This window comes from Marinococcus halophilus (assembly GCF_002265875.1).
GTDB lineage: Bacteria > Bacillota > Bacilli > Bacillales > Marinococcaceae > Marinococcus > Marinococcus halophilus.
Genome location: NZ_NPFA01000016.1, coordinates 25,825 through 51,100 on the forward strand (window position 1 = coordinate 25,825; position 25,276 = coordinate 51,100).

Here is a 25,276-nt window from a genome sequence, read left to right on the forward strand (position 1 = left end):
AAAAAGAAAGATTTAGTAATTGACATTCAAATTAAAGAATTGTTATAATGAAAAATTTTTGACAACTAACCCGAGTTATGTTAACATGATTTTTAGTGAGGTGGGTTAGACAATGGGAAAAACATTGGTGGAGATTAAAGAAGCGTTGGATTTAAAAGTAGGTAAACGAGTTACGGTGATTGCTAATGGCGGACGCAAGAAAACCGTCGAACGTTCCGGTTATTTAGAGGAAACATATCCTTCCGTCTTTATTGTCAAACTAGACAGAGCCCAGCATCCTGTCGAACGTCTTTCTTACAGCTATACAGATGTACTCACCCAGACAGTCAAACTGTATCTAACGGAAGAAGAAGAGCTTCAGGCTTAACTAACACATACGAATGCAGTCCCCGGACAGCATACAGGCTTTCTGCGCTAAGCGGAAAGCTTTTTTGCGTGGGCAGAGCCCTGCTGAAGTGGGCGTAAGACTTTAGTTTCCCGCGCTCCATGCTCCAGTCGCATCCTGGAGAGCTTTTCCTGCTGTACATGCTGCTGTTTTTCCACTAAAATGTTAGAAGGTTGAAAGTACGGTAAACGTGGAGGAAGATGAGAGAAGGAGAATGATGGTGAAGTTATCAAAAAAGGCTCCGGCGAAAATAAATCTGACGCTCGACGTTTTAGGTAAACGGGCGGACGGCTATCACGAGGTGAAAATGGTGATGGCCCAGGTGGATTTGGCTGATCGACTGGAGTTTGAGCGAAGAAAAGATGGAAAAATTGTCGTGCAGATGTCAGAAGGTTTTCTTCCGGAAGACCACAGAAACCTGGCCTACCAGGCTGCAAAACTGTTAAAGGATAAATACCAGATTGCTTATGGCGTGTCGATCTTCATACATAAAAACATTCCTGTGGCTGCCGGGCTTGCCGGAGGAAGCAGTGACGCTGCAGCTACGCTGCGGGGGGTTAATGAGCTGTGGGAGATCGGTGCAGATACGGAGGAGCTGGCGGAAATAGGAGCGCTGATCGGATCAGACGTATCCTTTTGTGTGCACGGAGGAACGGCGATCGCTACCGGACGGGGTGAGCGAATTGAACACATTGATCCGCCCCCGTCCTGCTGGGTAATTTTAGCTAAGCCTCCTACAGGTGTTTCTACCGGGGAGATTTACCGCAGAATCGACGCGGCTAAAAAACGTAAGGAAATGACGCCGGCAATGGTGGAAGCGATTCGGAACGGCAATTATGAACAACTTTGCCAGTCTTTATCCAATGCCCTTGAAGAGGTCACTCTTCCGCTGTATCCCGAAGTGGGCCAGATCAAAGCCCGTATGCTTGATTCGGGAGTGGATGCTGCGCTGATGAGCGGCAGTGGCCCTACCGTTTTCGGGCTGGTAGATAAAGAAAGTAAAGTGAGCCGTGTGTATAACGCGCTTCGCGGCTTCTGCTCCCAAGTGTACGCGGTTCGACTGTTGAACAACCGAAATGCTTGATAAAATCCGTATAAAAATGGTATATTCTTGCTAAATATTCGGATTTTACGGAGGTAAGCATGAAAAAACTGAAACGAAGCGGCCGATTGGTGGATATGACCAACTTTTTGCTGCAGCATCCACATGAACTTATCTCTCTTGGTTATTTTACAGAGAGGTATGAATCCGCCAAATCCTCGGTAAGTGAAGATTTGACTATTATTAAAGAAATTTTTGAAACGCAGGGCGTGGGGGCCCTGCGGACGGTGGCAGGCGCGAGCGGCGGTGTGCAGTATGTGCCGAAAGTGGAAAAAAGCACTGCAGAATTGTTTGTCGACGGGCTGTGCGAGAAGCTTGAAAACAAAGAACGGCTGCTCCCGGGAGGGTATTTATACATGATGGATATCCTTGGCCGTCCGCGCACGATGAATGAAGTAGGAAAGATGTTTGCTTCTGTTTTTGCGGACCGGCAAATTGATGCCATTGTTACTGTGGCAATGAAAGGTATTCCGCTTGGCTATGCAATTGGTACATACTTGGACGTTCCTGTAAGCATTGTGCGAAGAGATCACCGGGTTACGGAAGGATCGACGGTGAGCATCAATTATGTATCAGGATCATCGAGGCGTATCCAGACGATGTCTTTAGCGCGCCGGAGCCTGCCGGAAGGATCCAATGTCCTTGTAGTAGACGATTTCATGAAAGCAGGCGGCACAGTAAGCGGAATGATAGAACTACTCCAAGAGTTCCGGGCGAATGTGGCAGGCATTGGTGTGCTCGTAGAAGCTGAAGGCGCAGGCGAACGGCTGGTGGACGACTATGTAAGCATTGCTCGGGTAGAAGAGGTAAACGAAAAGACGAAAAACATCCGCGTAGTGCCCGGAAACTTTCTAACAAAGCTGGAAAAGGAGAGATCGAGATGAAGGAAGTATTTACTAAGCAGGCACCAGAGGCCATTGGGCCGTATTCCCAGGGGATTAAGGTAAATAACGTATTTTACAGCTCCGGCCAAATTCCTCTGACGACCGCAGGCGAAATTGTAAGCGGCGGCGTGGAAGAACAGACGCACCAGGTTTTTCAAAACCTGCAGGCGGTACTCGCTGAAGCCGGCTCTTCGCTGAATCATGTTATTAAAGCCACAGTGTTTATAAAAGATATGGATGAATTTCCGGTTATTAACGAAGTGTACGGATCTTACTTCCAAGAACATCAGCCGGCCCGCTCGTGTGTGGAGGTGGCCCGCCTGCCGAAGGATGTAAAGGTGGAAATCGAAGTTATTGCTTTACTGTCTTCATAAAAAAACAGCGCTCTTTGCTGCCTGCGTGAATCGCGCTAATGGCAGCTGGAGCGCTGTTTTTTTATGATAAGGGTAGAAAAGGCCACAAGATAAGCCGATAAGAGTTATAACGAAAAAAATTTTGAATACAGGACTTTTAGCTCGCGTAAAAAGATGTGGTAACATAATTAAAACATCGTTATACTGGATATATGTTTATATACTTAAAAATTAAATATATTTGCGGGTGATTACAGACCCAGGCAGGATTTTGCAGAGCAATATAGAAGTCACTAATCATCCTCTCCATGTTCAGCTGGAGAGATACATAGAGACAGGTGAGTTAATAAATCAAAGGTGGTGAAAACATGCAGGTAACAGACGTCAGGCTGCGCCGGGTAAATACTGATGGACGAATGAGAGCCATTGCTTCGATTACATTCGATGAAGAGTTTGTTGTTCATGACATCCGGGTCATTGATGGAAATAACGGTCTCTTTGTTGCTATGCCGAGTAAACGCACCCCTGATGGGGAATTTCGTGATATTGCCCATCCTATTTCGTCAGCGGCAAGAGAGAAGATCCAATCCGCTGTATTAGCAGAATATGAAGAGCAGGATGAACAGCCTACAGAAAAAAATTTTAACGAAGCCGGCGCTTCGTAACATTATAACGTACCACCGCAGCAATAACGGTCTCAAAGAGGGACCGTTATTTATTTTGGTCTGTAAGCGAAATCAGGTGGATAGGCGGGCTTTCATTATGTAGAATAGGTAATAGTGTATTCTTGAAAACCTACAGCTTTTAAGATATTATTCTTAATGGACAAAAATGCGCATATGGAGGAACCTACATGAACAATCGCTATGCCGTTATTTTAGCTGCCGGGAAAGGCACCCGTATGAAATCCAGTCTTTATAAAGTACTCCATCCTGTTTGCGGAAAACCGATGGTGGAGCACGTCGTGGATGAGCTCGAAGAAGCCGGTGCCGATCAATTAGTCACAGTGACCGGCCACGGGGCAGAAGCTGTCGAGGAGCGTTTACAAGAGCGTACTTCTTATGTGCTTCAGGAGGAGCAGCTCGGAACTGCTCATGCCGTGATGCAGACTAAAAAGCTGCTTGAAGGCAAAAAAGGCACAACCATCGTCGCTTGCGGAGATACCCCTTTGATCCAGGGGAGTACGATGCGGGCACTGATGGACCATCATGAACAAATGGAAGCAAAAGCAAGCATCCTGACAGCCATAGCAGATGAACCTGCCGGATACGGACGGGTCGTCCGGAACAGCAGCGGAGAAGTCGTGCGGATCGTGGAACATAAAGATGCAGACGAAACGGAAAAAGGGATACGGGAAATTAACACAGGCACATACTGCTTCGATAACGAAGCATTATTTCATGCGCTCAGCCAGGTAGATAACAATAACGTACAGGGGGAATATTACCTTCCTGATGTCATCGGCATACTTCAGGAAAAGGGCGAAACAGTAGCCGCCTGGACCACTCCGGATTTTTCTGAGACAATCGGGGTGAATGACCGGGTGGCTTTATCCCAGGCTGAGAAAGCTATGAGGCGCCGCATTAATGAACATTGGATGCGCCAGGGGGTAACTATTATCGATCCGGAGAATACTTATATCTCTAAAGAAGCCGTGATCGGTGCTGATACAGTCATTGAGCCGGGAACAATTCTTCGTGGCAGTGTGCATGTAGGAACCTCCTGCCAGCTCGGCCCTCATTCAGAAATCAGCAACGCTGTCATCGGCAGCGAAACGGTGGTCCGGCAATCGACAGTGACAGACAGCGAGGTAGGGAACTTGGTACAAATCGGGCCTTACGCTCATGTCCGCCCGGCCTCATTAATTGGGGACGAAGCTAAAATCGGCAACTTTGTTGAAATTAAAAAAGCTTCTATCGGCCAGGGAAGCAAAACCTCCCATCTAAGCTACATCGGAGATGCAGAGGTAGGGAAAAATGTGAATATCGGCTGTGGTTCCATTACTGTTAATTACGACGGTGCGGGTAAGCATTTAACGAAAATCGAAGATGAGGTATTTATCGGATGCAATTCCAATCTTGTAGCGCCGGTAAACGTGGGGAAAGGCGCTTACGTAGCGGCTGGCTCCACGATCACTTCGGATGTTCCGGAGGATGCCCTTTCTATTGCGAGGTCAAGGCAGACAAATAAAGAGAACTATGTAAGTGAAAAATTAAACACAGGTAAAAAGCAAAACAAGTGACGGAGGGAATTAAAAAATGTCCACGATGGATCGCTCCAATTTGAAAGTATTCACCCTGAACTCGAATCCAAGGCTGGCCGAAGAAATTGTTGAGCAGATCGGCACAACAATGGGGCTTAGTTCTGTAAAACGATTCAGCGACGGAGAAGTGCAGATAAATATCGAAGAAAGTATCCGCGGCTGCGATGTCTTTTTGGTCCAGTCGACCTCAGACCCGGCCAATGAGCATATTATGGAACTGTTAATCATGATTGATGCCTTGAAGCGGGCGTCGGCAAAAACGATCAGCGTTGTGCTCCCTTATTATGGTTATGCACGGCAGGACCGCAAAGCCCGGGCTAGGGAACCTATTACAGCCAAGCTGATTGCCAATCTGCTGGAGACAGCTGGAGCGACAAGGATTTTAAGCCTGGACCTGCACGCAACACAAATTCAGGGATTTTTTGATATTCCGGTGGATCAATTGCAGGGAGAACCTATTTTATCCCGTCACTTCAACGAAAAAGGTTTGGAAGACCTCGTTATTGTTTCACCAGACCACGGGGGCGTGGTGCGAGCGCGTAGAATGGCAGACCGCTTAAAGGCGCCTATCGCAATTATCGATAAGCGCCGGCCGCGGCCGAACGTTTCAGAGGTCATGAATATTGTCGGTGATGTAAAAGGCAAAACGGCGATTATTATTGATGATATTATTGATACTGCCGGAACGATTACGCTCGCAGCAGACGCGTTAATTGAGTCAGGTGCAAACCATGTGTACGCGTGCTGCACTCATCCGGTACTTTCCGGCCCGGCCATAGAGAGAATTGAAAACTCTAAGATTGAAGAACTTGTAGTAACGAATTCCATTGTGCTTCCGGAAGAGAAAAATATTGATAAAGTAACTCAGCTCTCCGTCGGCCCGCTTATGGCTAAAGCGATTATTAACGTCTTCGAGCAGACTTCGGTAAGCCGTTTGTTTAATTAATCGACAAGAAAATCAATGGTTTGAATAAGCCATTGATTTTTGATGTGGATTCTGGTATAATTCTGTCTCAAGTGGGCAAAATTACGCGAACACGTGAAAATAAAATTTAACTTATGAGGTGAATACCATGGCTACGCAGTTAACTGCAGCTCGTCGTCCTGAGACAAAACAGTCAGTGACGAAAAAACTACGCAGAGAAGGCACAATCCCAGCCGTTATTTATGGCAAGAAAACGGAAAGCCAGCCTATTTCTGTCGACAACATTACATTTTTAAAAACGATCCGTGAAGCTGGAAAGAATGGCATCATTGATCTGACTATTGAAGGCGAAAACAAAAAACACCAGGTCATTGTGCATGATATGCAGGTGGACTCTATTAAGGATTACTTTATCCATGTTGACTTCTTTGAAGTAGACATGACTTCCGAAATGGAAGCAGACGTTGCTGTAAACCTCGAGGGCGAAGCGCCAGGGGAAAAAGAAGGCGGCGTTGTCTCCCACATGATGTTCAATATTACTGTCAGCGCACTGCCTGCTGAAATTCCTGACAGCATCAGCGTGGACGTTTCAACATTGAACATCGGCGACTCCATCCAAGTAGCAGATCTGCCAGAAGGTCTGAATTACACGATCACGAGCGAGCCGGAAGAAACGATTGTTACTGTTCTTGTACCGGAAGAAGAGCCGGAAGAGCCAGGCGAAGAAGAAGTAGAAGAGCCTGAGCTTGTAGATGCGGATGAAGAATCCGAAGAAGGCGGCTCTGAAGAAGGCGGCAACGACAATAACAATTCATAATTTCTGTATCAAAGCGACGGAGGGCTTCAGGCTCTCCGTCATAAATAAAGATCGCAGGCAACGCTGCTCGACAGGCGCCCTGCGATCTTTATTTATGCTATGCTGTAAAGCTGAAATATCTTAAAATAAGACAAGCACTGCAATCGTTTCGAACGTCAAAAATCAGTTTTTTTAGTATAATACAAAGAAGCAGTCCAACCTATATGTACGAGGCAGAGCGGGGGTCCAGCATGAAATTTATTGTCGGGTTAGGCAACCCGGGAAAAAAATATAAAAAAACACGCCACAATATCGGATTTGAAGCTGTAGAAGAGCTTGCTTCCATGTGGCAGCTATCATGGAAAAAAAGCAAATGGAAGAGCGAAACTGCCGAAACAATGGCAGGGGGCGAAAAAGTAATACTGGTAAAGCCGGTAACTTATATGAATTTATCAGGAGAAGCAGTAGGCCCGATGCTTGATTTTTACAAAGCCGCGCCAGAGGACATTTTAGTAGTATATGATGACCTGGACCTGGCGCCCGGTACGGTTCGCCTGCGCAAGAAGGGCGGTCACGGAGGCCATAATGGTATACGGTCATTAATTGAACATTTAGGTACGAAGGAGTTTAAGCGCCTGCGTATTGGTATCGGGAAACCGGAGAAGGCGTCTGTCATTGACTATGTTCTGGGTACTTTTCCGCCCGGGGAGCGAAAGCAGATGGATGAAGCTGTGAAGAAGGCGGCAGCGTCAGCAGAAGCGTGGAGCAGTAAATCATTTGATGAAGTAATGAACGAGTTTAATTAATAGAGGGCCGGAGTGGGACTGAAGCGTTCCGCTCTCCTTTTGCGTGATAAAAAAATAACATCATGAATAGGGAGGAATGAGCATGAAGGGTTTACCATCAATATTGGTCTCCAACCCAGAGATCGAAGCAGTTGTCAGTGATCTCCAAAACGGTGTGCCGGAGCAGCTGATTTCAGGGCTCAGCGGCTCGGCAAGAACACTATTTATGGCGCTTGCCCAGGATAAGACACAAAACCCTCAGCTGGTTGTGACACATACGCTGTATCAGGCGCAAAAACTGTACGATGATTTGTTGGAATGGTCGGAGAAGGAAGTGCTGTTATACCCGGTTAATGAACTGATTTCTGCTGAAATTGCGGTGGCGAGCCCGGAAATGAGATCGCAGCGGATCGAAGTGCTCGACCGTCTGGTCAGCGGCTTTGATGGAATTGTCGTAAGCCCGGTTGCCGGCCTGCGCCGCCTGCTGCCGCCTGCTGCCGTGTGGGAAGCAGCCCAATGGCCGCTGCATACTGGGGAGGATCTTGACCTGGATAAGTTTCAGCAGTTTCTTTATGCTTCGGGATATCAGCGGGCCGATATGGTAGCTGCACCCGGAGAATTCAGCATACGGGGCGGTATTATCGATATTTATTCGCTTACGGCGGATAACCCGGTGCGTCTGGAGCTGTTTGATACAGAAATTGACTCCCTCCGCTTATTTAACCCGGAAGACCAGCGAACAATTGAGCAGATCACCGAAGTGAATATCAGTCCTGCCCAGGAAACGATTCTTTATCCGGAGCAATTTCAGCGTGCAGCAATGGAGCTCGAAGCGGGACTCAGCAAAACGCTGAAAACGGTTAAAGACGAGACAGTAAAGCAGAAGGTGCAGGAGCGCCTTTCGGAAGAAAGGGAGCAGCTGCTGCAGCACGTACGTTTTCAAAGTTTATACAAATATATGCAGTTTTTCTATGAACAGCCGGCTACCTTGAGCGAGTACTTTCCTCAGGAAACAATCCTTTTTATCGATGAAGTGAGCCGGGTGCAGGAAACCGCAGAACGGTTAGATGAAGAAGAAGCCGAATGGCGTACAAATATGGTGGAACAGGGAGAGCTGCCAGTAGAGATGCAGCTTTCATTACCGTTTCATACGCTGATAAAAAATATTGATTTTCCGAAGGTGCTTTTTTCTTTATTTACCCGCAGTTTATCCTATTTTCATCCGCGCCGGGTGGCCAATATCACGAGCAAGGCCATGCAGCAGTTTCACGGCCAGCTGCCGGTGCTGAAAAATGAAATTGAACGTTGGCAGAATGGCGGATTTCGTATCGTCTTTGCTGCTGAGACAAAGGACCGGCTCGAACGGCTGCAGAGAATTCTTGATGACTACGGAATAGAGGCCGAACGGGCTGCGAAAGACGGACCATTTACACCGGGGCGCCCGGCCATCGTGCAGGGACGGCTCGACAGCGGGTTTGAGCTGCCGCTTGAAAAGCTTGCTGTTATCACAGAGCAGGAGACGTTTACAAAGCAGGTGCGCCGGTCAAGAAGACGGGAAAAGCTGAATAATGCTGAACGCATTAAAAGCTATTCAGAGCTTCAGGTGGGAGACCTGGTCGTTCACGTAAACCACGGCATCGGGAAATACCTGGGAATGGAAACGCTTGATGTTGGGGGCGTGCACCAGGATTTCTTAAATGTATCCTATGCGGGTAACGACAAACTGTATGTGCCGGTCGAGCAGATTGACCAGGTTCAAAAGTATGTAGGTTCTGAAGAAAAGGACCCTAAAATCTATAAGCTCGGCGGCAACGACTGGAAACGTGTTAAACGTAAGGTGCAGTCCTCGGTGGAAGATATCGCTGACGACCTGATCAAGCTGTATGCAGAGCGGGAGGCTACAAAAGGGCACGCCTTTAACCGGTACGAGATGGAGGAGCAGGCATTTGCTGCTGCGTTCCCTTACCAGGAAACCGAGGACCAGATAAAAGCAATTGAAGAAATCCGCGAAGACATGGAACGCGAACGCCCGATGGACCGTCTTTTATGTGGGGATGTTGGTTACGGAAAGACAGAGGTGGCGATACGGGCAGCGTTCAAAGCAGTGATGGATGGCAAGCAGGTGGCCATTTTAGTGCCGACAACGATTCTGGCCCAGCAGCATTTCGATACGCTGACAGAACGTTTCGCCGACCAGCCGATCAACATCGGCTTAATGAGCCGCTTCCGGACGAAAAAACAGCAGAACGAAACGACCCGCGGACTGAAAGCAGGAAGCGTTGATATTGTTATCGGGACGCACCGTGTACTTTCCAAGGACGTACAGTTTCATGATTTAGGGCTGCTGATCGTCGATGAAGAGCAGCGGTTTGGGGTTACTCATAAAGAAAAAATCAAACGGCTCAAGGCAAACATTGATGTGTTAACGCTGACGGCGACACCGATTCCAAGAACGCTGCACATGTCGATGCTCGGCGTTCGTGATTTATCAGTAATCGAGACGCCTCCGGAAAATCGTTTTCCTGTTCAGACGTATGTGATGGAATATAATCCAACGCTTGTCAAAGAAGCCATAGAACGCGAAATCAGCCGCGGCGGCCAGGTGTATTTTATGCATAACCGGGTAGATAACATCAGTCGGATGGCAGACCAGATTTCTATGCTTGTGCCGGAGGCGGAGGTTGCTTACGCTCATGGACAGATGAATGAGCAGGAGCTTGAGTCGGTCATGGTGGAATTTTTAGAGGGAAATAAAGATGTGTTGGTTACGACAACGATCATAGAAACAGGGGTCGATATCCCGAACGTAAATACGCTTATTATTAACAATGCAGACCGGATGGGGCTCTCCCAGCTATATCAGATCCGCGGCCGGGTCGGTAGATCTAATCGCGTAGCGTACTCGTATTTCACGTACCAGCGTGACAAAGTGCTTTCTGAAGTGGCAGAAAAGCGTCTGCAGGCAATTAAGGAATTTACGGAACTCGGCTCCGGTTTTAAGATTGCCATGAGAGACCTCTCCATCCGCGGGACGGGTAACCTGCTCGGCGCGGAGCAGCATGGCTACATTGAATCCGTGGGCTTTGACTTGTATTCGCAAATGCTCAAAGAAGCTATTGAAGAACGTAAGGGCGATCAGCCAAAGCAGCAGGAGCCGGAGATGGAAATGAATATGAAAGCAGATGCCTATATCCCTGATTTCTATATTGACGACTCCAAGCAGAAAATAGAGATGTATAAGCGCTTCCGGGGGCTTGAAACGCTTGATGATATGGAAGACCTGCAGAGTGAAATGATGGACCGCTTCGGGGAATACCCGGTGGAGGTGGAAAAGCTGTTTATTCTCAGTAATATTCGTCTGCGCGCGGTAGCTTCCGGAGTGGAATCCATTTCCCAGGAAGCAAACAAAACCATTATTCTGGTAGGAGAAGCAGCAAGCAGTGAAGCAGATGGCGCTTCGCTGTTCGGACTTGTAAATGAGCTGGGACGTCATATCGGTATTGGCACCAGCGGGAAAAAGATTCAAATATCAGTACAGCACCAGCGGCTCGAAGAGATGAAAATTCTCACCTCTGTGCAGGCGGTCGTTAAAGGCGTACAGGAAGCAAAAAAAGAGCCGGAAGAAACAACGTCTTCGAAGTAGAGCGGGAAGATTGAGGGGATAGAAGATGACAAACGACAGACGCTCGTTCGCCCATCTGCTGAAAAGCGTTTCTCTGCTGACAGCAGCTGCCCTGATTGGAAAAGTATTCAGCGCCGTTTACCGGATTCCATACCAGAACATGACTGGAGATATAGGGTATTATGTGTATCAGCAGGCGTATCCGTTTTATGGTATAGCAATGATTCTTGCTCTCTACGGGTTTCCGGCGGTACTGGCCAGGGAAATGGCACAGCAGAAAAAAGCATTTGACCGGCTGGAAACAATGAAAGCAGCCGGTGTGGTGCTGACTTCTGCGGGTGCTGCGGCTTTTATGCTTCTTTTTTTTCTTGCGCCGGCGGTGGCGGCCAGCATGGGGGACAGGCAGCTTACGCCGGTGCTTCGGATAACTTCGTTCGTATTTCTCCTCGTGCCAGTGCTTTCACTTGGACGTGGATACTATCAGGGCATAGGGAAGATGGAGCCGACCGCTATGTCGCATGTAGTGGAACAGGTGTGCCGGGTAAGCTTTATTTTGTTATTTGTTTGGGCGGCCGTGTCAGCCGGCCAGGGAGTATATGATATAGGAGCTGGAGCGATGGGGGCGTCCGTAGCCGGCGCTGGCGTCGGAGCGGTGATTCTGCTGCTTCTCTGGTGGTCTCACCATCGTCGTGCATCGTTGCCTTTTCATTTTCGGGACTTTGTCGCAGGTTACAAAACTATGGTAAAGAAACTGCTCGTGCCTGGCGTAGTCGTATGCCTTGGGGCAATGGTTTTTATATTTTATCAGTGGATCGATGCATTTACTGTAGTTCCTGGCCTCGAGGCGCACGGTGTTTCGGGCCGGGAGGCGAAAGAAACAAAAGGCGTACTAGACCGGGCACAGCCGCTTCTTCAGTTCGGCACGGTGGTATCTACGGCGCTAGCAGCAGCTGTACTCCCGTCGTTGCGCGGAAACGAAGGAGTTTTTCTTGGTGGACTTTCACTCCGGATCAGCCTGGTTATTGGTGGAGCGGCAGCTGTGGGCCTGTATATGGTGGCTGATTTTGTGAACGTGATGCTGTTTGAAAACAGCAAAGGAACGGAGCTTATGGCTGCACTCGCTGTGTCACTTTTATTTAGTGGATGGATTGTAACCGCGAACGCGATTCTCCAGGGGGCGGACCACGTCCGTACGGCGGCGGGGGCAATATTGGCCGGAGGCGGACTGAAGCTTGTGGGAAATATAGTGCTTATTCCGGCCTTCGGCGCTATGGGGGCAGCTGCGGCTACGATTGCCGGGCTTGCTATGACGAGCCTTCTGCAGGTAGTGCTTTTACAGAAACACCGGCTGGTCTTATGGCCTTCCAGCAGATGGTGCTTTCGATGGCTGGTTCTTCTAGTTTTACTTAGTGCTGTTCTATGGTTGTTGAAGCTGCCTGCCGAAAGCGTCCGTGGGCGTCTGGATGCAGGTGTATGGTCTCTTGGCCTTGCCGGGTCCGGAGTAGTGCTTTGTCTTGTTCTCGTCAAAGGCTTAAAACTGTTCGGGCACCAGGAGTGGAGCATGTTTTCCGCAGGGCAGAAACACGAATGAAACGAGGGAGATTTCCTAATGAATGATACAAACATACGACCGGTTATTACTGTCTTAGGACTTGGAGCCGGAGATGCTGGACAGCTTCCCCTGGACGTTTACCGTCGTCTCCGTGCAGCTTCACCTTTATATTTACGTACCAGAGAACACCCGGTGGTCAAGGAGCTTGAAGAAGAGCTTCCGGAATATAAAACCTTCGACCAGATCTACGAACAGACAGATTCATTTGAACAGGCGTACGGTTTCATGACGGAAGAATTGCTGAAGGCTGCCGGGATGTCCGGGGACATCTGTTATGCTGTGCCGGGTCACCCGCTGGTGGCGGAGATGGTGGTCCAGCAGCTGCTTGAGGCAGAAAAGGCAGAGAAGTGCCGGGTGGTTATCGCAGGCGGCCAGAGCTTCCTGGATCCGGTTTTTGCGGCACTCCGGCTTGACCCGAGTGAAGGGTTTCAGCTGTTGGATGCAACAGCGCTGGAAAGAGAGGACGTACAAGTCTCCACCCACCTGCTGCTTACACAGGTGTATGATCGTATGACGGCTTCAGAAGTGAAGCTGACGCTGATGGAGCTGTATCCGGAAGAGCATCCGGTGCACATGATTTCCGGAGCGGGCACTGCCGCAGAACGGCTTCGGGAACTTCCGCTGTATGAGCTTGACCGGGAGGATTTTGTCGATAATCTAATGTCAGTCTATGTGCCGCCATTGCCTTTTTCAGCCCGGTTCGGCAACTGGGAAAAACTCCGCAGCGTTATTGCCTCTCTTCGAGCGCCGGACGGGTGCCCGTGGGACAGAAAACAGACGCATCAATCACTGAAAAGGTATCTGCTCGAAGAAACCTACGAAGTATTAAGTGCTATCGATGCAGAAGATGACGACAACTTGCAGGAAGAGTTGGGAGATATTTTACTTCAAGTAATGCTTCACGCCCAAATCGGGGAAGAAGAAGGCTTTTTTACTATCGATGACGTAGTGGAATCAGTAACGGAAAAAATGATCCGCCGCCACCCGCATGTTTTCGCAGACGCCGCAGCGACGACCCCGGAAGAAGTAAACTCTCAATGGGAACAGATTAAAAAAGCCGAAAAAGGCAGTGAAAGTGGAAAAACTTCTATACTGGCCGATATTCCGCCAGCAATGCCGGCGCTGATGAGAGCCTATGAAATTCAGAAAAAAGCGGCAAAGGCTGGATTTGACTGGGGCAATGATGCTCCAATGTGGGATAAGCTCCAAGAGGAAATAGAGGAATGGAAAGCAGAGCTTCGGGCAAAGAATGAACAAAACAGTTCGAAAGAGTTTGGGGACGTTTTGTTTGTACTCGTTAATCTCGCCCGGTTCTTCCGCGTACACCCAGAAGAAGCGCTTGAACAGACAAATCAGAAATTCTTTCAGCGTTTTTCCTATATTGAACAGAAAATGATCGAAGAAAACCGGGATTGGAAGGAAAAAAATTTTCTGCAGACAGCGGAAGCATGGTGGCAGGAAGCGAAGAAGGAGGAGCGGTAGCATGAGAATAGATAAGTTTTTAAAAGTGTCCAGGCTGATCAAACGGAGAACACTTGCAAAAGAAGTAGCTGCTCAGGGGAGGATTACAGTAAACGGCAATCAGGCAAAAGCTGGCACAGAGGTTAAACCAGGAGATGAAATTGTCGTACGCTTTGCTTCAAAGACATTGAAGTTAAGAGTAGAAACTATTAAGGATACAACGAAAAAAGACGAAGCTGAATCTATGTATACGTTGATGGAAGAAGAAAGTAAATAATACGAACGGCCGTTCCTTTTGGGACGGCTTTATTAATTTATGTGGAAGAAAATCTGCGAAAATAGAAAAAATAAAGCGAAAAACTGGCATAAAGAGGAAAAACCGTGTTGAAACTCTTTCGCTGCTCCGTTATGATTAACATAACTAAAATTGTAAATAGTTTGTAAAGTCCGGGATTTACAACAAAGCTTGCATAGACGAGCGAAGGAGGGGCTCTTGATTGATTGAAGAAAAGAAAAAAGTAACAAACATTCATCGACCGCACTCCCACCAAAAAACACAGACCGATGCCTGGAAAGAAGCTGCCGTCCAAAAACAGCGCCGGGGACTGAAAAAAAGAATGACTGCTTTAACGGTCGTTACTGCCTTTGTAGTTATATTGATGGGCATTACGTTGTTTTCACAGTGGCAGACCATTGCAGCCAATAATGAAGAACAACAGCAGATGGAAGAGCAGATGGTGAGCCTTGAAGAGAAAGAAGCAGACTTGAAACAACAGGTAAAGGATTATAATGACCTTGATTACATAGCGGAAGTTGCACGGGAAGAATATTATTTAACTAAAGAAGGGGAAACACTTTATAAACTCCCGGAAAGCGATTCATCTAATTGACATTGTTTTTTTGCTTCAAGTATAATTACTTGGACACAAAGAAATTGAAACGTGATGCGTTTCTCTTTCTTTTGCATTTATCTCTTTTTTTATTTCATATAGGATCCATAAGGGGGAGCATTTTTTAGATGGCAATTGAAGTGGGCAGCAAGGTACAGGGTAAGGTTACCGGCATTACGAAGTTTGGTGCTTTTGTAGAAGTGGAGCCGGGAAAAACAGGTCTCGTTCACATTAGTGAAGTCGCGGATAAATACGTGGAAAACATCAGTGATTTTCTGTCCGTTGGGGATGAAGTGACAGTGAAAGTGATGAAAGTAGAGGATGATGGAAAGATAGGCCTCTCTATCCGTAAGGCGCAGGACCGCCCTCAGGAAGACCGCCCGAAAAGCAGCGGCAGTGGCCGTCCGAAAAGCGGTGGAGACCGGCCGCGCGGTGGCTCGAAGCCTCCTCAACGCCCAGCAAGCTTTGAAGACAAAATGAGCAGCTTCATGAAAGACAGTGAAGAGCGATTAGCTACGATCCGTAAGCATACAGAAAAACGAGGGAAAAAATCCCGTAAGTAATGCCGGAATTGTCCAACCCTGGAGAGAGCCTGCCAGTGCACGGCAGGCTCTCTTTGCTTGGAAAATGTTTGGCCGGAAAACTAATTTCATTTTGCATATTGACTTTTAGTATAAAAACAATTTATAATCGTCAATGTCGCAATAAATGGCGGCGTAGCTCAGCTGGCTAGAGCGTACGGTTCATACCCGTAAGGTCGGGGGTTCGATCCCCTCCGCCGCTACCAATTTATAATTTGAATGTTTCCACTGCTAATCAGGCAGTGGTTTTATTTTGTGCCAATTAATTAAAGCGGTTTCAATAAGAAAACTACTTTTGTTCCGCTGGCGAGTATTCTATACTTTAACCCAAAGCACATTAACATAATAATTGAGGAAGGACGGGGAGGCACGTGGAAAAAACAGAGGACATTATGGCCATGTGTCTGCATGCCGGACAGCTTATGCTTCGGTACGGTTCAGAAACGTTCCGGGTGGAGGATACAATGCGTAGAATGGGACGAGCTGCCGGAATGGAGCAAGTGAACACTTTTGTTACGACAACAGCTATTTTTTTGTCATTTAAATCGCCTGTAGACCAGCGTGATCATATACAAATGCTCCGAATTGATGAGCGTTATCAGGATTTAAGTAAAGTGACTTCAGTCAACCAGCTCTCGAGGGAATATGTGAATGGCCTTCTCACTTCAAGAGAAGTAAAGAAGCAGTTAAAAGAAATTGAAGAGGCTCCGATGAATTATCCCGTATGGTTCATTTATCTGGCTTCAGGTATCGGCGGCGGAGCTTTCTCCTATTTAATTGGCTCAAGCGTTATGGATATGCTGCCAGCCGCCCTCGGAGGACTTGTAACAGCGATTGCGCTCGTGCGCTACCAGATGAGGCTGAAGGTGAAATTTTTCTCTGAATTTCTGGCGTCCTTCACGGGTGCTTTAATTGCTCTGCTGATGGTGCGGATGGGCCTTGTAATAAATACCAATCAGGTAATTATAGGTACTATTATTCCCCTGGTGCCAGGTGTGCCGCTGACAAACGCAGTGCGTGATTTAATGTCGGGAGATTTAGTTGCAGGGGTGGCCAGAGGGGCAGAGGCGGCCGTTTCAAGTATGTCTATAGCAGGCGGGGTAGCAGTGGCACTCACAATTTTTTTCGTATAGTTTGAGGGAAAGAGGTAAATAACAATGGCGATGTTTGCATTTGAACTGGGTTTTTGTTTTGTGGCAACAGTCGCTTTTGCGATTATTTTTAATATTCCGCTCCGGCTCGTCTGGTGGGGCGGGTTTATCGGTGTGTGTACGTGGGCAATTTATTCGCTGATGCCGGTTCTGGGACTTTCGCTCGTTTTTGCAGCAGCGGTGGCGGCTTTTTTTGCTTCGTTTGTCAGCCAATGGTTTGCCCGGTTTATGAAAGTACCGGTAACAACCTTCAGCCTGCCCGGGATTATCCCGCTCATCCCGGGCAGCCGGGCGTATGAAACAATGCTTGCATTTGTGCAGGAGAGGTATTTGTATGGCCTCGAGCAAGGCGTGGAAACAGTACTCCAGGCGATTGCGATTGCAGCGGGGCTGGTGTTTGCCTTTTCGGTATTTTCTATTGGCAAAGGGGTGGGCCAGCGTTATGAAACGCATCGTTGATGATTGGATCACCAGGTGGGAAATGATACGCCCGGGATCGAAGGTGCTGGCTGCAGTGTCCGGAGGTCCAGATTCCATGGCAGCTGCTTCCATCTTAGAGAGCTTACAGAATAAATATAATTTTACTCTCGGGGTTGTCCATGTAAACCATGGTTTCCGGCCGGAGGCCTCCAGGGCAGAGGCACAGATGGTAAGGGAATGGGCTGAGCGCCATCACCTGCCTTTATTTTCTGCAGCGCTGTTTATGAAAGAAGACCCCGAAGAAAAAGCCACACAGGCAGCGGCACGGCAAAAGCGATATGATTTTTTCTTTCGTATCATGCAGCGGTTTGACTACAATGTGCTGATAACTGGCCACCATGCAGATGATCAACTTGAAACAATGATCATGCAGGCAGCTTCCGGCCGGTCGCTTCTGGGTGAAGAAGGGATCGCTCCAAAGCGTGCAATGAATAACTTCGAGGTTGCGCGTCCTCTGCTTGGTGTGAAAAAAACTGAAGTGCTGGCCTATTGTAAAGAGCTTGGCGTACCTTATGTGGAAGACGAAAGCAATTATTCGGACGATTACAGGCGTAATCGGGTGCGCCGACATATTATTCCAGCACTGACTAAAGAATTTCCTTCGATCCACCGGCATGTGCAGGAAAAATATGAATGGCAAAAGGATCAACAGCACTATATGCGCAGCCAGGCTGAGGCTTCACTGCATTTTTACGGAGAAAGGCTCGAACGCAATTATGCAGTATTATGCATAAACTTTTTTCATGAAACCCCTCTTGCTTTACAAAGGGAAACGGTTTCGCTACTATTGAATTATTATTTTTCTGCAGAAGAAACAGGCATTTCGGCTTCTTTAGTAGATTCCTGTATTCGCTTTGCTTCTGCTTTTAATTCTTCAGGAGAACTTCATTTGCCAGGAGAGCTGCTGGTCCGGAAGTCTTACGGAAGACTGGAGTTTTTAAGCAGGAAAGATGCGGATGCATCTTCTCCTGAACAAATATTAATCCCCGATTTTGGCACTTATCAATACGGCAGCGGCAGTGCCTCAGTGATCCGGGAGCGGCCGGAAGGCGCGGATTTTTGGGTGGCCGTACCGGAAGAAAACCTTTCGTTCCCGTTATACGTAAGACCTCCACGAGCAGGAGATCGAATACATATACCAGGTATGAAAGAAGCTAAAAAAATCCACCGTCTGTTTATAGACGAAAAAGTTCCAAAGCATGAGCGTGCACGCCGCCCCGTATTTACAGATGAGCAGGGAAGCATTTTATGGGTCCCCGGCCTCCGTGCCTCCTTTCACCATGAAAAGGAAGCGGCATACCTTGTATGGGAAGAGGGTGGACCAGCCACTTAAAATAAGAAGTGACAATTTCGGAAAATTTTTTGCGCAGGGAAGCAAATTCCCTTTATACGTGCTATGATTAAAAACGGACCATTTTTAATGATGGCGGCTTATAATGTGGTAGTACGGCTTCTGTTTTGTGACTATAGTTTTACAAAATAGGGGTTATTAAAAAACAGCCCGGATGAAAGAATGAAATTCGCTTGGGAGGGTAAAGACATTCAGATGCACGATGAAATACAGGATATACTAATTTCGGAAGAAGAGCTGCAGACGAAAATTAAAGAACTAGGCACGACGCTTACAGAAGAATACGACGGGCGTTTTCCTTTAGTGATTGGAGTATTAAAAGGAGCGCTTCCCTTTATGGCAGATATCGTTAAGCGTATGAACATACATCTTGAAATGGATTTTATGGATGTTTCGAGTTACGCCGGGGGCACGGTGTCTACCGGGGAAGTAAAAATTATTAAAGACCTGGACACAACGGTTTACGACCGGGATATCGTGATACTTGAAGATATTATCGACAGCGGGCGTACGCTTAAATACTTAATCAGCCTTCTGCAGACCCGGGGGGCAAGGTCATTAAAAGTAGTAACGCTTCTGGACAAGCCGGAGGGACGCGTTGTGGACCTCACTGCAGACCTGGTCGGCTTTACTGTGCCGGACGAGTTTGTTGTGGGGTATGGTCTGGACTACGCAGAAAGATACCGGAACCTGCCGTATATCGGTGTGTTGAAGCCGGAGATTTATCAAGGCGGATGATTAGGAACAGACAAGTGAATATGATACTATTATTGCAGCTTTCGATGTATGCAGGAGGAGGTCAGGAATGAACCGAATTTTTCGTAACACTGTGTTTTGGCTTTTTTTATTCCTGGTAATTATAGGGATTATCAGCTTTGCCCAAAACGATGGTGGAGATACAAATACAATCAGCAGCACAGAGTTTAATGAACGCCTTAGTGAGAACGAATTTGCTACTATCACGCTCCAGCCTGAGGGCGGAGTTTATAATGTAACAGCTGCTACGAGTGAAAACGCCGAAAATGCGGAGACATACGAATCGTATCTTCCGATGACGAATGAATCCACACAGCAGCTGCAGACAGCGCAGGGCCCGAACGGCAATGCTGTCGAATTTGATACACAGCCGGAAGAAGAAACGAGCGGCTGGGTTACCTTCCTTACGACGATGATTCCATTTATCATTATTTTCCTTCTGTTCTTCTTCCTGCTCAGCCAGTCCCAGGGCGGCGGCAGCCGAATGATGAACTTTGGTAAAAGTAAGGCGAAGATGTACCAGGAAGACAAAAAGAAAGTGCGCTTTAAAGATGTAGCCGGTGCGGAAGAAGAGAAGCAGGAGCTTGTAGAAGTCGTTGACTTTCTGAAGGACGCCCGGAAATTCTCCAATATTGGTGCCCGTATTCCAAAAGGTGTACTTCTTGTCGGCCCTCCGGGTACAGGTAAGACGTTAATTGCCCAGGCAGTTGCCGGAGAAGCAGACGTACCGTTCTTTTCCATCAGTGGTTCAGACTTCGTGGAAATGTTTGTCGGTGTCGGTGCTTCCCGTGTACGCGACCTTTTTGAAAACGCGAAGAAAAATTCACCGTGTATTATTTTCATCGACGAGATTGACGCAGTAGGACGCCAGCGTGGTGCCGGTGTCGGCGGCGGCCATGACGAACGGGAGCAGACGCTGAACCAGCTCCTGGTGGAAATGGACGGCTTTGCCGGCAATGAGGGTATTATTATCATTGCGGCAACTAACCGTGCCGATGTGCTGGACCCTGCACTGCTCCGTCCGGGACGTTTTGACCGCCAGATTCTTATCGGCCGGCCGGACGTAAACGGCCGGGAGGAAATTCTTCAGGTGCATGCGCGTAACAAGCCGCTCGCAGAAGACGTTAATTTCCGGGCTATCGCCCAGCGTACGCCTGGTTTTACCGGGGCAGACCTCGAAAACCTTCTGAACGAAGCGGCGCTTGTGGCAGCCCGGGCTGATATGCAGAAAATCAGAATGACGCATGTGGAAGAAGCGATCGACCGCGTTATTGCCGGTCCTTCGAAAAAATCACGCGTTATTTCCGAAAAAGAACGTAACATCGTGGCCCACCACGAGGCAGGCCATACAGTTGTCGGCATGAAGCTTGAAAACGCGGATATGGTTCACAAAGTAACGATCGTGCCACGTGGCCAGGCCGGCGGTTATGCAATGATGCTTCCGAAGGAAGACCGCTACTTCATGACCAAACCGGAGCTGTTAGACAAAATTGTCGGCCTGCTGGGCGGACGTGTAGCAGAGGAAGTTATGTTTAACGAAGTGAGCACAGGTGCTCACAACGACTTCCAGCGTGCGACAGACATTGCCCGTCGTATGGTTACCGAATATGGTATGAGTGAAAAGCTTGGCCCGCTGCAGTTTGGCTCGAGCAGCGGAGGCCAGGTATTCCTCGGCCGCGACATGCAGAACGAACAAAATTACAGTGACGCTATTGCGCATGAAATTGATAATGAAATGCAAAGAATCATTATGGAATCTTATGAACGCTGTAAACAGATTCTTACGCAGTACAAAGACCGGCTTGAGCTTGTAGCTCAAAGTCTTCTGGAACTGGAAACGTTGGACGCAGAGCAGATTCGCTCCCTTGTTGAAGACGGTAAGCTTCCAGAGGATCACTATTCGAATAAATCGGATGAAGAGATGGGCGCTACAAAAAGCGAAGAGCAAAAGCGTGAAGAGGAACAGGCTGACCATGTCCTAAAAGACGACAGCGGTGAATCTTCTTCGGAGGACAATTCCTCTGAAAAAACGACAACCTCTTCAGATTCGAGCTCCGATAGTGACGATACGAACCGTCGTGATTAATATAAAAGGGTGCCTGTAAGCAGGCATCCTTTTTTGTATGCGAAAAGAAGTAAATGTTTTCTCCTGCCTGTTCTGCGGTATAGCATAAAAGAAAGAATGCAAGCGGATTAGTTGTTTTTCGAACAGTTTTGTACAATACTATAAATCAGGTTTTCAAAGATAATATAATGATATAGAGAGCAAGAGTGGAAAGGAAGGAAATAAAGCGATGAAAGATTATCTCGTAAAAGCAACAGCGTTTAATCACCAGGTCCGTGCTTACGCCGTGCACACGACAGAAATGGTGGACGAGGCGGTCAGACGCCATCAGGCCTGGCCCACGGCATCGGCGGCTCTAGGCCGTGCGATGACGGCAGGTTCCATGATGGGGGCAATGCTTAAAGGCGACGACAAACTAACCATTAAGATTGAAGGTCACGGCCCGATGGGACCAATTATTGTTGATAGTAATTCTTCCGGCGACACCCGTGGGTATGCTCACAATGTGCAGGTGCATTTCGATTTAAATGAACACGGTAAATTAGACGTAGCACGCGCCGTCGGCACAGACGGCACTCTGTCAGTCGTTAAAGACCTCGGCATGCGTGATATGTTTACCGGCAATGTGCCGATTGTCTCCGGGGAGCTTGGAGATGATTTTACGTATTACTTCGCAAATTCCGAGCAGCTGCCTTCGTCTGTGGGACTCGGAGTACTTGTGAACCCGGATAACTCCGTAAAAGCAGCCGGAGGTTTTATTATTCAGGTACTCCCGGATGCTGAAGAGGAATACGTGGCCCGCCTCGAACAGCAAATCCAGCAGATGCCGCCGGTATCTAAGCTGATTGAGCATGGCAAAACCCCGGAGGAAATTCTTCATGTTATCCTCGGCGAAGAAGTAAATGTGCTTGATACGCAACCGGTACAGTTTGCCTGCCAGTGCTCCAAAGAGCGGGTAGAAAATGCGATTATTTCCCTTGGCACCGATGAACTTCAGGATATGATCGAAAAAGACGGGGGAGCAGAGACTACATGTCACTTTTGCAATGAGGTTTATCACTTGAGCGTAGACGATCTGGAGCGCCTGAAAGAGCGAACTGCAGAAATTGAAAACCGTTCCTAGATTATTTCTGCGTCTTTTGATCTACAGATTGACAGAAGTTGACCAAATTGATACGATTAAACTATTATCAAACCAATAAATTTACTTGGTGTTTGAAGGAGGAGCATGAATGAAGGCTGCAAATAACGTTACAGAACTCATTGGAAATACTCCCGTAGTAAAACTAAACCGTTTAACCGGGGAAAACGATGCAGATGTTTATTTGAAACTCGAATATATGAACCCAGGGAGCAGCGTAAAAGACCGTATTGGTCTTGCGATGATCGAAGCTGCCGAGCGGGATGGCCGCTTAAAAGAAGGGGATACAATTGTTGAACCAACAAGCGGTAACACAGGCATCGGCCTGGCTATGGTAGCTGCTGCCAAAGGCTACCCAGCGGTATTGGTAATGCCGGAGACAATGAGCATGGAGCGTCGCAATCTTCTTCGTGCCTACGGCGCAGAATTGGTGCTTACACCTGGCCCTGACGGCATGGGTGGTGCAATTTCCAAAGCGAATGAACTCGCTGAAGAAAAGGGCTACTTTATGCCGCAGCAGTTTGAAAATGAAGCGAATCCGAAAATTCACCGTGAAACCACTGGCCGTGAACTGCTAGAGCAGATTGACGGACCGATTGATTCCTTTGTATCGGGTATTGGCACCGGCGGCACGATTTCCGGTGCCGGCGGTCTCCTGAAGGAGCACTACCCGGATATGCGTATTGTTGGTATTGAGCCAGCCGATTCTCCAATTCTGAATGGCGGAAATAAAGGCCCTCATAAAATCCAGGGTATCGGCGCTGGCTTTGTACCGGGCACGTTGAATACGGATATTTACGATGAAGTTGCGGAAGCAACGACGGAGCAGTCGTTTGAATATGCCCGCCGTGCTGCCCGCGAAGAAGGCATTTTAGGCGGTATTTCTTCCGGATCGGCTATTTACGTTGCACTTGAGGAAGCGAAAAAGCTCGGCAAAGGCAAGAAGGTCGTGGCTGTGATTCCTAGTAACGGGGAGCGGTACCTGAGTACACCGCTGTACCAATTTGAAGATACTGCAGACTAACAAAAAACCCTTAAAGAGTCCGTGTCCCGTAATGGGCCGGGCTTTTTTTAGGTTCTATACTATTGGTGGGAGGATCACAGCGTTCTGATTGTTTTTTTATAAAAAATTTCGTAGACTTGGAGAAAATATAAAGAGAATTTTCTGTGAAAGAGAGAGAATTGGATAAAACCGGGGGCATAAACATAATGGATGAGCGACTGGCCCGAGGGCCTCAAGCAGAAAAATCATATACACAGACTACGACATCGTTTTTTCAGACGAATGACCAGTTTTTTCAGGCGTTTGAGTTTCTTGCCAGGGAAGAACCTTATCACGTACTGCTTGAAAGTGGACGCCAGGGCGAACTCGATATCGCCGCTCTTCGCCCTTTTGCGGTAATAGAAGGAAAAAATGGGGAGACGAGTTTTCATAGACATGAGAGTACTGAAATGCACGCGGGAGACCCGCTTGAAGCGTTGGCGAAATGGATGGAGCCGTACCATCTGCCCACGGCTTCAGCTCTCCCGGCTTTCCAGGGAGGTGCAGTCGGCCAGATAAGCTATGACTATGTCAGATACGTAGAACATTTGCCGGAGCTGGCGGTGGATGATTTGAGGATGCCGGATGTCTATTTTCTTCTTTACGATTTGTTTTTCATCCATGATAAAAAAACGGGGGAAACTTGGGTATGGCATTTACATGCCGAAGGGGAAGATACCGTTAAATTCGTTGAAGGATGGAAAAAAGCATGGCTGGAGGCGGCGGAAAAGTCTTCCGGGCAAGAGTGTTTAGAAGCGGAGAAGGCTGTCTCCGCTGAAAAGTCGGTACCTTCTTTTTCCGAGGAATTGTTCGGCGGAGCAGTGGAACAGATTAAAGAGTATATTACCGCCGGGGACGCGTTCCAGGTGAATTTATCTACCCGCCAGACCCAGCTGTTGCATACCTCTGCCTTTCATATTTATCAGAAGTTAAGGGAGCTGAACCCATCCCCGTATATGGGATACATGCATACCCCGGATTGGCAAACGGTCAGTGCCTCCCCCGAGCTGCTGGTTAAAAAACGAGGCGCGGAGGTATCCACCCGCCCGATTGCCGGAACTCGTTCGCGAGGAAAAGACGAAGAGGAGGACATGGCGCTTGAACAGGAATTAATGGGAACGGAAAAAGAGCGGGCCGAGCACGTCATGCTCGTCGATCTTGAAAGAAATGATCTCGGCCGGGTCTGCCGTTATGGTTCGGTAACAGTAGATGAATTAATGGCAGTGGAGCGGTATTCTCACGTAATGCATATCGTTTCCAATGTAAGAGGAATACTTGCTGAAACAGAGCAGGTATATGATATGATAAGAGCAGTATTTCCTGGAGGAACGATCACCGGAGCCCCTAAAGTGCGTACGATGGAAATTATCGAAGAGCTTGAGCCGGTGCGCCGGGGCTTCTATACAGGAGCATTTGGCTGGATCGGCTACAACAAGGATGCGGAGCTGAACATTTCGATCCGGACGATGCTTGCCAAGGACGGGTATGCTCACGTTCAGGCAGGGGCCGGCGTTGTGATCGACTCCGATCCGAAAGCAGAATACAAAGAATCAATCAAAAAAGCCAAAGCGCTATGGGAAGCGAAAAGACAGAGTGAAGCAGAGGCCGGCATTACTTACGAGCAGAGCTGA

At 48.0% G+C, this 25,276-nt stretch carries 23 protein-coding genes and 1 tRNA gene; all 24 read left to right on the forward strand.

The genetic code is table 11. The annotated features are described in order from the left end of the window. Nucleotides 1-112 precede the first annotated feature (112 nt). The 24 genes from CHL76_RS13875 to CHL76_RS13990 all read left to right on the forward strand — a co-directional run bounded on the left by CHL76_RS13875 (nt 113) and on the right by CHL76_RS13990 (nt 25,276). Nucleotides 113-367 (forward strand): Veg family protein, encoded by a 255-nt coding sequence (locus CHL76_RS13875; RefSeq protein WP_022792872.1) that lies wholly within the window; start codon nt 113-115, stop codon nt 365-367. Between the two features lie 238 nt (nt 368-605). Beyond that, nucleotides 606-1,469 (forward strand): 4-(cytidine 5'-diphospho)-2-C-methyl-D-erythritol kinase, encoded by an 864-nt coding sequence (gene ispE, locus CHL76_RS13880; RefSeq protein WP_079475038.1) that lies wholly within the window; start codon nt 606-608, stop codon nt 1,467-1,469. Between the two features lie 59 nt (nt 1,470-1,528). Then, the gene (gene purR / locus CHL76_RS13885; RefSeq protein WP_079474402.1) at nt 1,529-2,371 is read left to right on the forward strand and encodes a pur operon repressor; all 843 of its coding nucleotides are present in this window, start codon (nt 1,529-1,531) and stop codon (nt 2,369-2,371) included. Continuing rightward, a complete protein-coding gene (locus CHL76_RS13890) occupies nt 2,368-2,745 on the forward strand; it encodes a RidA family protein (RefSeq protein WP_079474401.1) in 378 nt (125 codons plus the stop codon). The genes purR and CHL76_RS13890 overlap by 4 nt, the downstream gene beginning before the upstream one ends. A 347-nt stretch (nt 2,746-3,092) precedes the next feature. Then, complete coding sequence (gene spoVG / locus CHL76_RS13895) at nt 3,093-3,389, forward strand: septation regulator SpoVG (protein WP_079474400.1); 297 nt, start codon at nt 3,093-3,095, stop codon at nt 3,387-3,389. Between the two features lie 188 nt (nt 3,390-3,577). Further along, a complete protein-coding gene (gene glmU / locus CHL76_RS13900) occupies nt 3,578-4,966 on the forward strand; it encodes a bifunctional UDP-N-acetylglucosamine diphosphorylase/glucosamine-1-phosphate N-acetyltransferase GlmU (protein WP_079474399.1) in 1,389 nt (462 codons plus the stop codon). Nucleotides 4,967-4,982: 16 nt separating this feature from the next. Then, nucleotides 4,983-5,933, forward strand: a complete 951-nt coding sequence (locus CHL76_RS13905) for a ribose-phosphate diphosphokinase (RefSeq protein WP_079474398.1) — start codon at nt 4,983-4,985, stop codon at nt 5,931-5,933. Between the two features lie 127 nt (nt 5,934-6,060). Further along, complete coding sequence (locus tag CHL76_RS13910) at nt 6,061-6,729, forward strand: 50S ribosomal protein L25/general stress protein Ctc (protein WP_079474397.1); 669 nt, start codon at nt 6,061-6,063, stop codon at nt 6,727-6,729. A gap of 230 nt (nt 6,730-6,959) precedes the next feature. Beyond that, nucleotides 6,960-7,514: an aminoacyl-tRNA hydrolase gene (pth, locus tag CHL76_RS13915; RefSeq protein ID WP_079475037.1), complete on the forward strand. Its 555-nt coding sequence runs from the start codon at nt 6,960-6,962 to the stop codon at nt 7,512-7,514. 82 nt (nt 7,515-7,596) lie between these two features. Continuing rightward, the gene (gene mfd / locus CHL76_RS13920) at nt 7,597-11,136 is read left to right on the forward strand and encodes a transcription-repair coupling factor (RefSeq protein ID WP_079474396.1); all 3,540 of its coding nucleotides are present in this window, start codon (nt 7,597-7,599) and stop codon (nt 11,134-11,136) included. 25 nt (nt 11,137-11,161) lie between these two features. Further along, the gene (locus CHL76_RS13925) at nt 11,162-12,706 is read left to right on the forward strand and encodes a polysaccharide biosynthesis protein (RefSeq protein WP_094908855.1); all 1,545 of its coding nucleotides are present in this window, start codon (nt 11,162-11,164) and stop codon (nt 12,704-12,706) included. Nucleotides 12,707-12,724: 18 nt separating this feature from the next. Continuing rightward, on the forward strand, nt 12,725-14,209 hold the full coding sequence (yabN, locus tag CHL76_RS13930; protein ID WP_094908856.1) for a bifunctional methyltransferase/pyrophosphohydrolase YabN: 1,485 nt from the start codon (nt 12,725-12,727) through the stop codon (nt 14,207-14,209). Between the two features lies 1 nt (nt 14,210). Further along, nucleotides 14,211-14,465, forward strand: coding sequence for an RNA-binding S4 domain-containing protein (locus CHL76_RS13935; protein WP_079474393.1), 255 nt, complete (start codon nt 14,211-14,213; stop codon nt 14,463-14,465). A 220-nt stretch (nt 14,466-14,685) separates the two neighbouring features. Next, complete coding sequence (locus CHL76_RS13940; protein WP_094908857.1) at nt 14,686-15,078, forward strand: FtsB family cell division protein; 393 nt, start codon at nt 14,686-14,688, stop codon at nt 15,076-15,078. A 128-nt stretch (nt 15,079-15,206) separates the two neighbouring features. Then, nucleotides 15,207-15,641 (forward strand): S1 domain-containing RNA-binding protein, encoded by a 435-nt coding sequence (locus CHL76_RS13945; RefSeq protein ID WP_079474391.1) that lies wholly within the window; start codon nt 15,207-15,209, stop codon nt 15,639-15,641. A 147-nt stretch (nt 15,642-15,788) separates the two neighbouring features. Then, nucleotides 15,789-15,865, forward strand: a tRNA-Met gene (locus CHL76_RS13950). Nucleotides 15,866-16,030: 165 nt separating this feature from the next. Beyond that, nucleotides 16,031-16,792, forward strand: coding sequence for a threonine/serine exporter family protein (locus CHL76_RS13955; RefSeq protein WP_079474390.1), 762 nt, complete (start codon nt 16,031-16,033; stop codon nt 16,790-16,792). Nucleotides 16,793-16,816: 24 nt separating this feature from the next. Continuing rightward, nucleotides 16,817-17,269: a threonine/serine exporter family protein gene (locus tag CHL76_RS13960; protein ID WP_233133439.1), complete on the forward strand. Its 453-nt coding sequence runs from the start codon at nt 16,817-16,819 to the stop codon at nt 17,267-17,269. Next, nucleotides 17,253-18,623 carry a tRNA lysidine(34) synthetase TilS gene (tilS, locus tag CHL76_RS13965; protein ID WP_094908858.1) on the forward strand — a complete coding sequence of 457 codons (1,371 nt, stop codon included), beginning with the start codon at nt 17,253-17,255 and terminating at the stop codon, nt 18,621-18,623. The genes CHL76_RS13960 and tilS overlap by 17 nt, the downstream gene beginning before the upstream one ends. A gap of 213 nt (nt 18,624-18,836) precedes the next feature. Continuing rightward, entirely contained in the window at nt 18,837-19,379 is a 543-nt protein-coding gene (gene hpt / locus CHL76_RS13970; protein ID WP_179124044.1) for a hypoxanthine phosphoribosyltransferase, read from the forward strand. A 67-nt stretch (nt 19,380-19,446) separates the two neighbouring features. Further along, entirely contained in the window at nt 19,447-21,483 is a 2,037-nt protein-coding gene (gene ftsH / locus CHL76_RS13975) for an ATP-dependent zinc metalloprotease FtsH (RefSeq protein WP_079474386.1), read from the forward strand. A gap of 208 nt (nt 21,484-21,691) precedes the next feature. Next, complete coding sequence (hslO, locus tag CHL76_RS13980; protein WP_079474385.1) at nt 21,692-22,585, forward strand: Hsp33 family molecular chaperone HslO; 894 nt, start codon at nt 21,692-21,694, stop codon at nt 22,583-22,585. A 109-nt stretch (nt 22,586-22,694) separates the two neighbouring features. Continuing rightward, nucleotides 22,695-23,627 (forward strand): cysteine synthase A, encoded by a 933-nt coding sequence (gene cysK / locus CHL76_RS13985; RefSeq protein ID WP_079474384.1) that lies wholly within the window; start codon nt 22,695-22,697, stop codon nt 23,625-23,627. Nucleotides 23,628-23,812: 185 nt separating this feature from the next. Next, nucleotides 23,813-25,276 (forward strand): anthranilate synthase component I family protein, encoded by a 1,464-nt coding sequence (locus tag CHL76_RS13990; protein ID WP_094908865.1) that lies wholly within the window; start codon nt 23,813-23,815, stop codon nt 25,274-25,276.

Coding starts and splice junctions, on each gene's coding strand:
- CHL76_RS13875 (WP_022792872.1), top strand. CDS start 113: ATGGGAAAAACATTGGTGGAGATTAAAGAAGCGTTGGATTTAAAAGTA.
- purR (WP_079474402.1), top strand. CDS start 1,529: ATGAAAAAACTGAAACGAAGCGGCCGATTGGTGGATATGACCAACTTT.
- CHL76_RS13890 (WP_079474401.1), top strand. CDS start 2,368: ATGAAGGAAGTATTTACTAAGCAGGCACCAGAGGCCATTGGGCCGTAT.
- spoVG (WP_079474400.1), top strand. CDS start 3,093: ATGCAGGTAACAGACGTCAGGCTGCGCCGGGTAAATACTGATGGACGA.
- glmU (WP_079474399.1), top strand. CDS start 3,578: ATGAACAATCGCTATGCCGTTATTTTAGCTGCCGGGAAAGGCACCCGT.
- CHL76_RS13905 (WP_079474398.1), top strand. CDS start 4,983: ATGTCCACGATGGATCGCTCCAATTTGAAAGTATTCACCCTGAACTCG.
- CHL76_RS13910 (WP_079474397.1), top strand. CDS start 6,061: ATGGCTACGCAGTTAACTGCAGCTCGTCGTCCTGAGACAAAACAGTCA.
- pth (WP_079475037.1), top strand. CDS start 6,960: ATGAAATTTATTGTCGGGTTAGGCAACCCGGGAAAAAAATATAAAAAA.
- mfd (WP_079474396.1), top strand. CDS start 7,597: ATGAAGGGTTTACCATCAATATTGGTCTCCAACCCAGAGATCGAAGCA.
- CHL76_RS13925 (WP_094908855.1), top strand. CDS start 11,162: ATGACAAACGACAGACGCTCGTTCGCCCATCTGCTGAAAAGCGTTTCT.
- yabN (WP_094908856.1), top strand. CDS start 12,725: ATGAATGATACAAACATACGACCGGTTATTACTGTCTTAGGACTTGGA.
- CHL76_RS13935 (WP_079474393.1), top strand. CDS start 14,211: ATGAGAATAGATAAGTTTTTAAAAGTGTCCAGGCTGATCAAACGGAGA.
- CHL76_RS13945 (WP_079474391.1), top strand. CDS start 15,207: ATGGCAATTGAAGTGGGCAGCAAGGTACAGGGTAAGGTTACCGGCATT.
- CHL76_RS13960 (WP_233133439.1), top strand. CDS start 16,817: ATGGCGATGTTTGCATTTGAACTGGGTTTTTGTTTTGTGGCAACAGTC.
- tilS (WP_094908858.1), top strand. CDS start 17,253: ATGAAACGCATCGTTGATGATTGGATCACCAGGTGGGAAATGATACGC.
- hpt (WP_179124044.1), top strand. CDS start 18,837: ATGCACGATGAAATACAGGATATACTAATTTCGGAAGAAGAGCTGCAG.
- ftsH (WP_079474386.1), top strand. CDS start 19,447: ATGAACCGAATTTTTCGTAACACTGTGTTTTGGCTTTTTTTATTCCTG.
- hslO (WP_079474385.1), top strand. CDS start 21,692: ATGAAAGATTATCTCGTAAAAGCAACAGCGTTTAATCACCAGGTCCGT.
- cysK (WP_079474384.1), top strand. CDS start 22,695: ATGAAGGCTGCAAATAACGTTACAGAACTCATTGGAAATACTCCCGTA.
- CHL76_RS13990 (WP_094908865.1), top strand. CDS start 23,813: ATGGATGAGCGACTGGCCCGAGGGCCTCAAGCAGAAAAATCATATACA.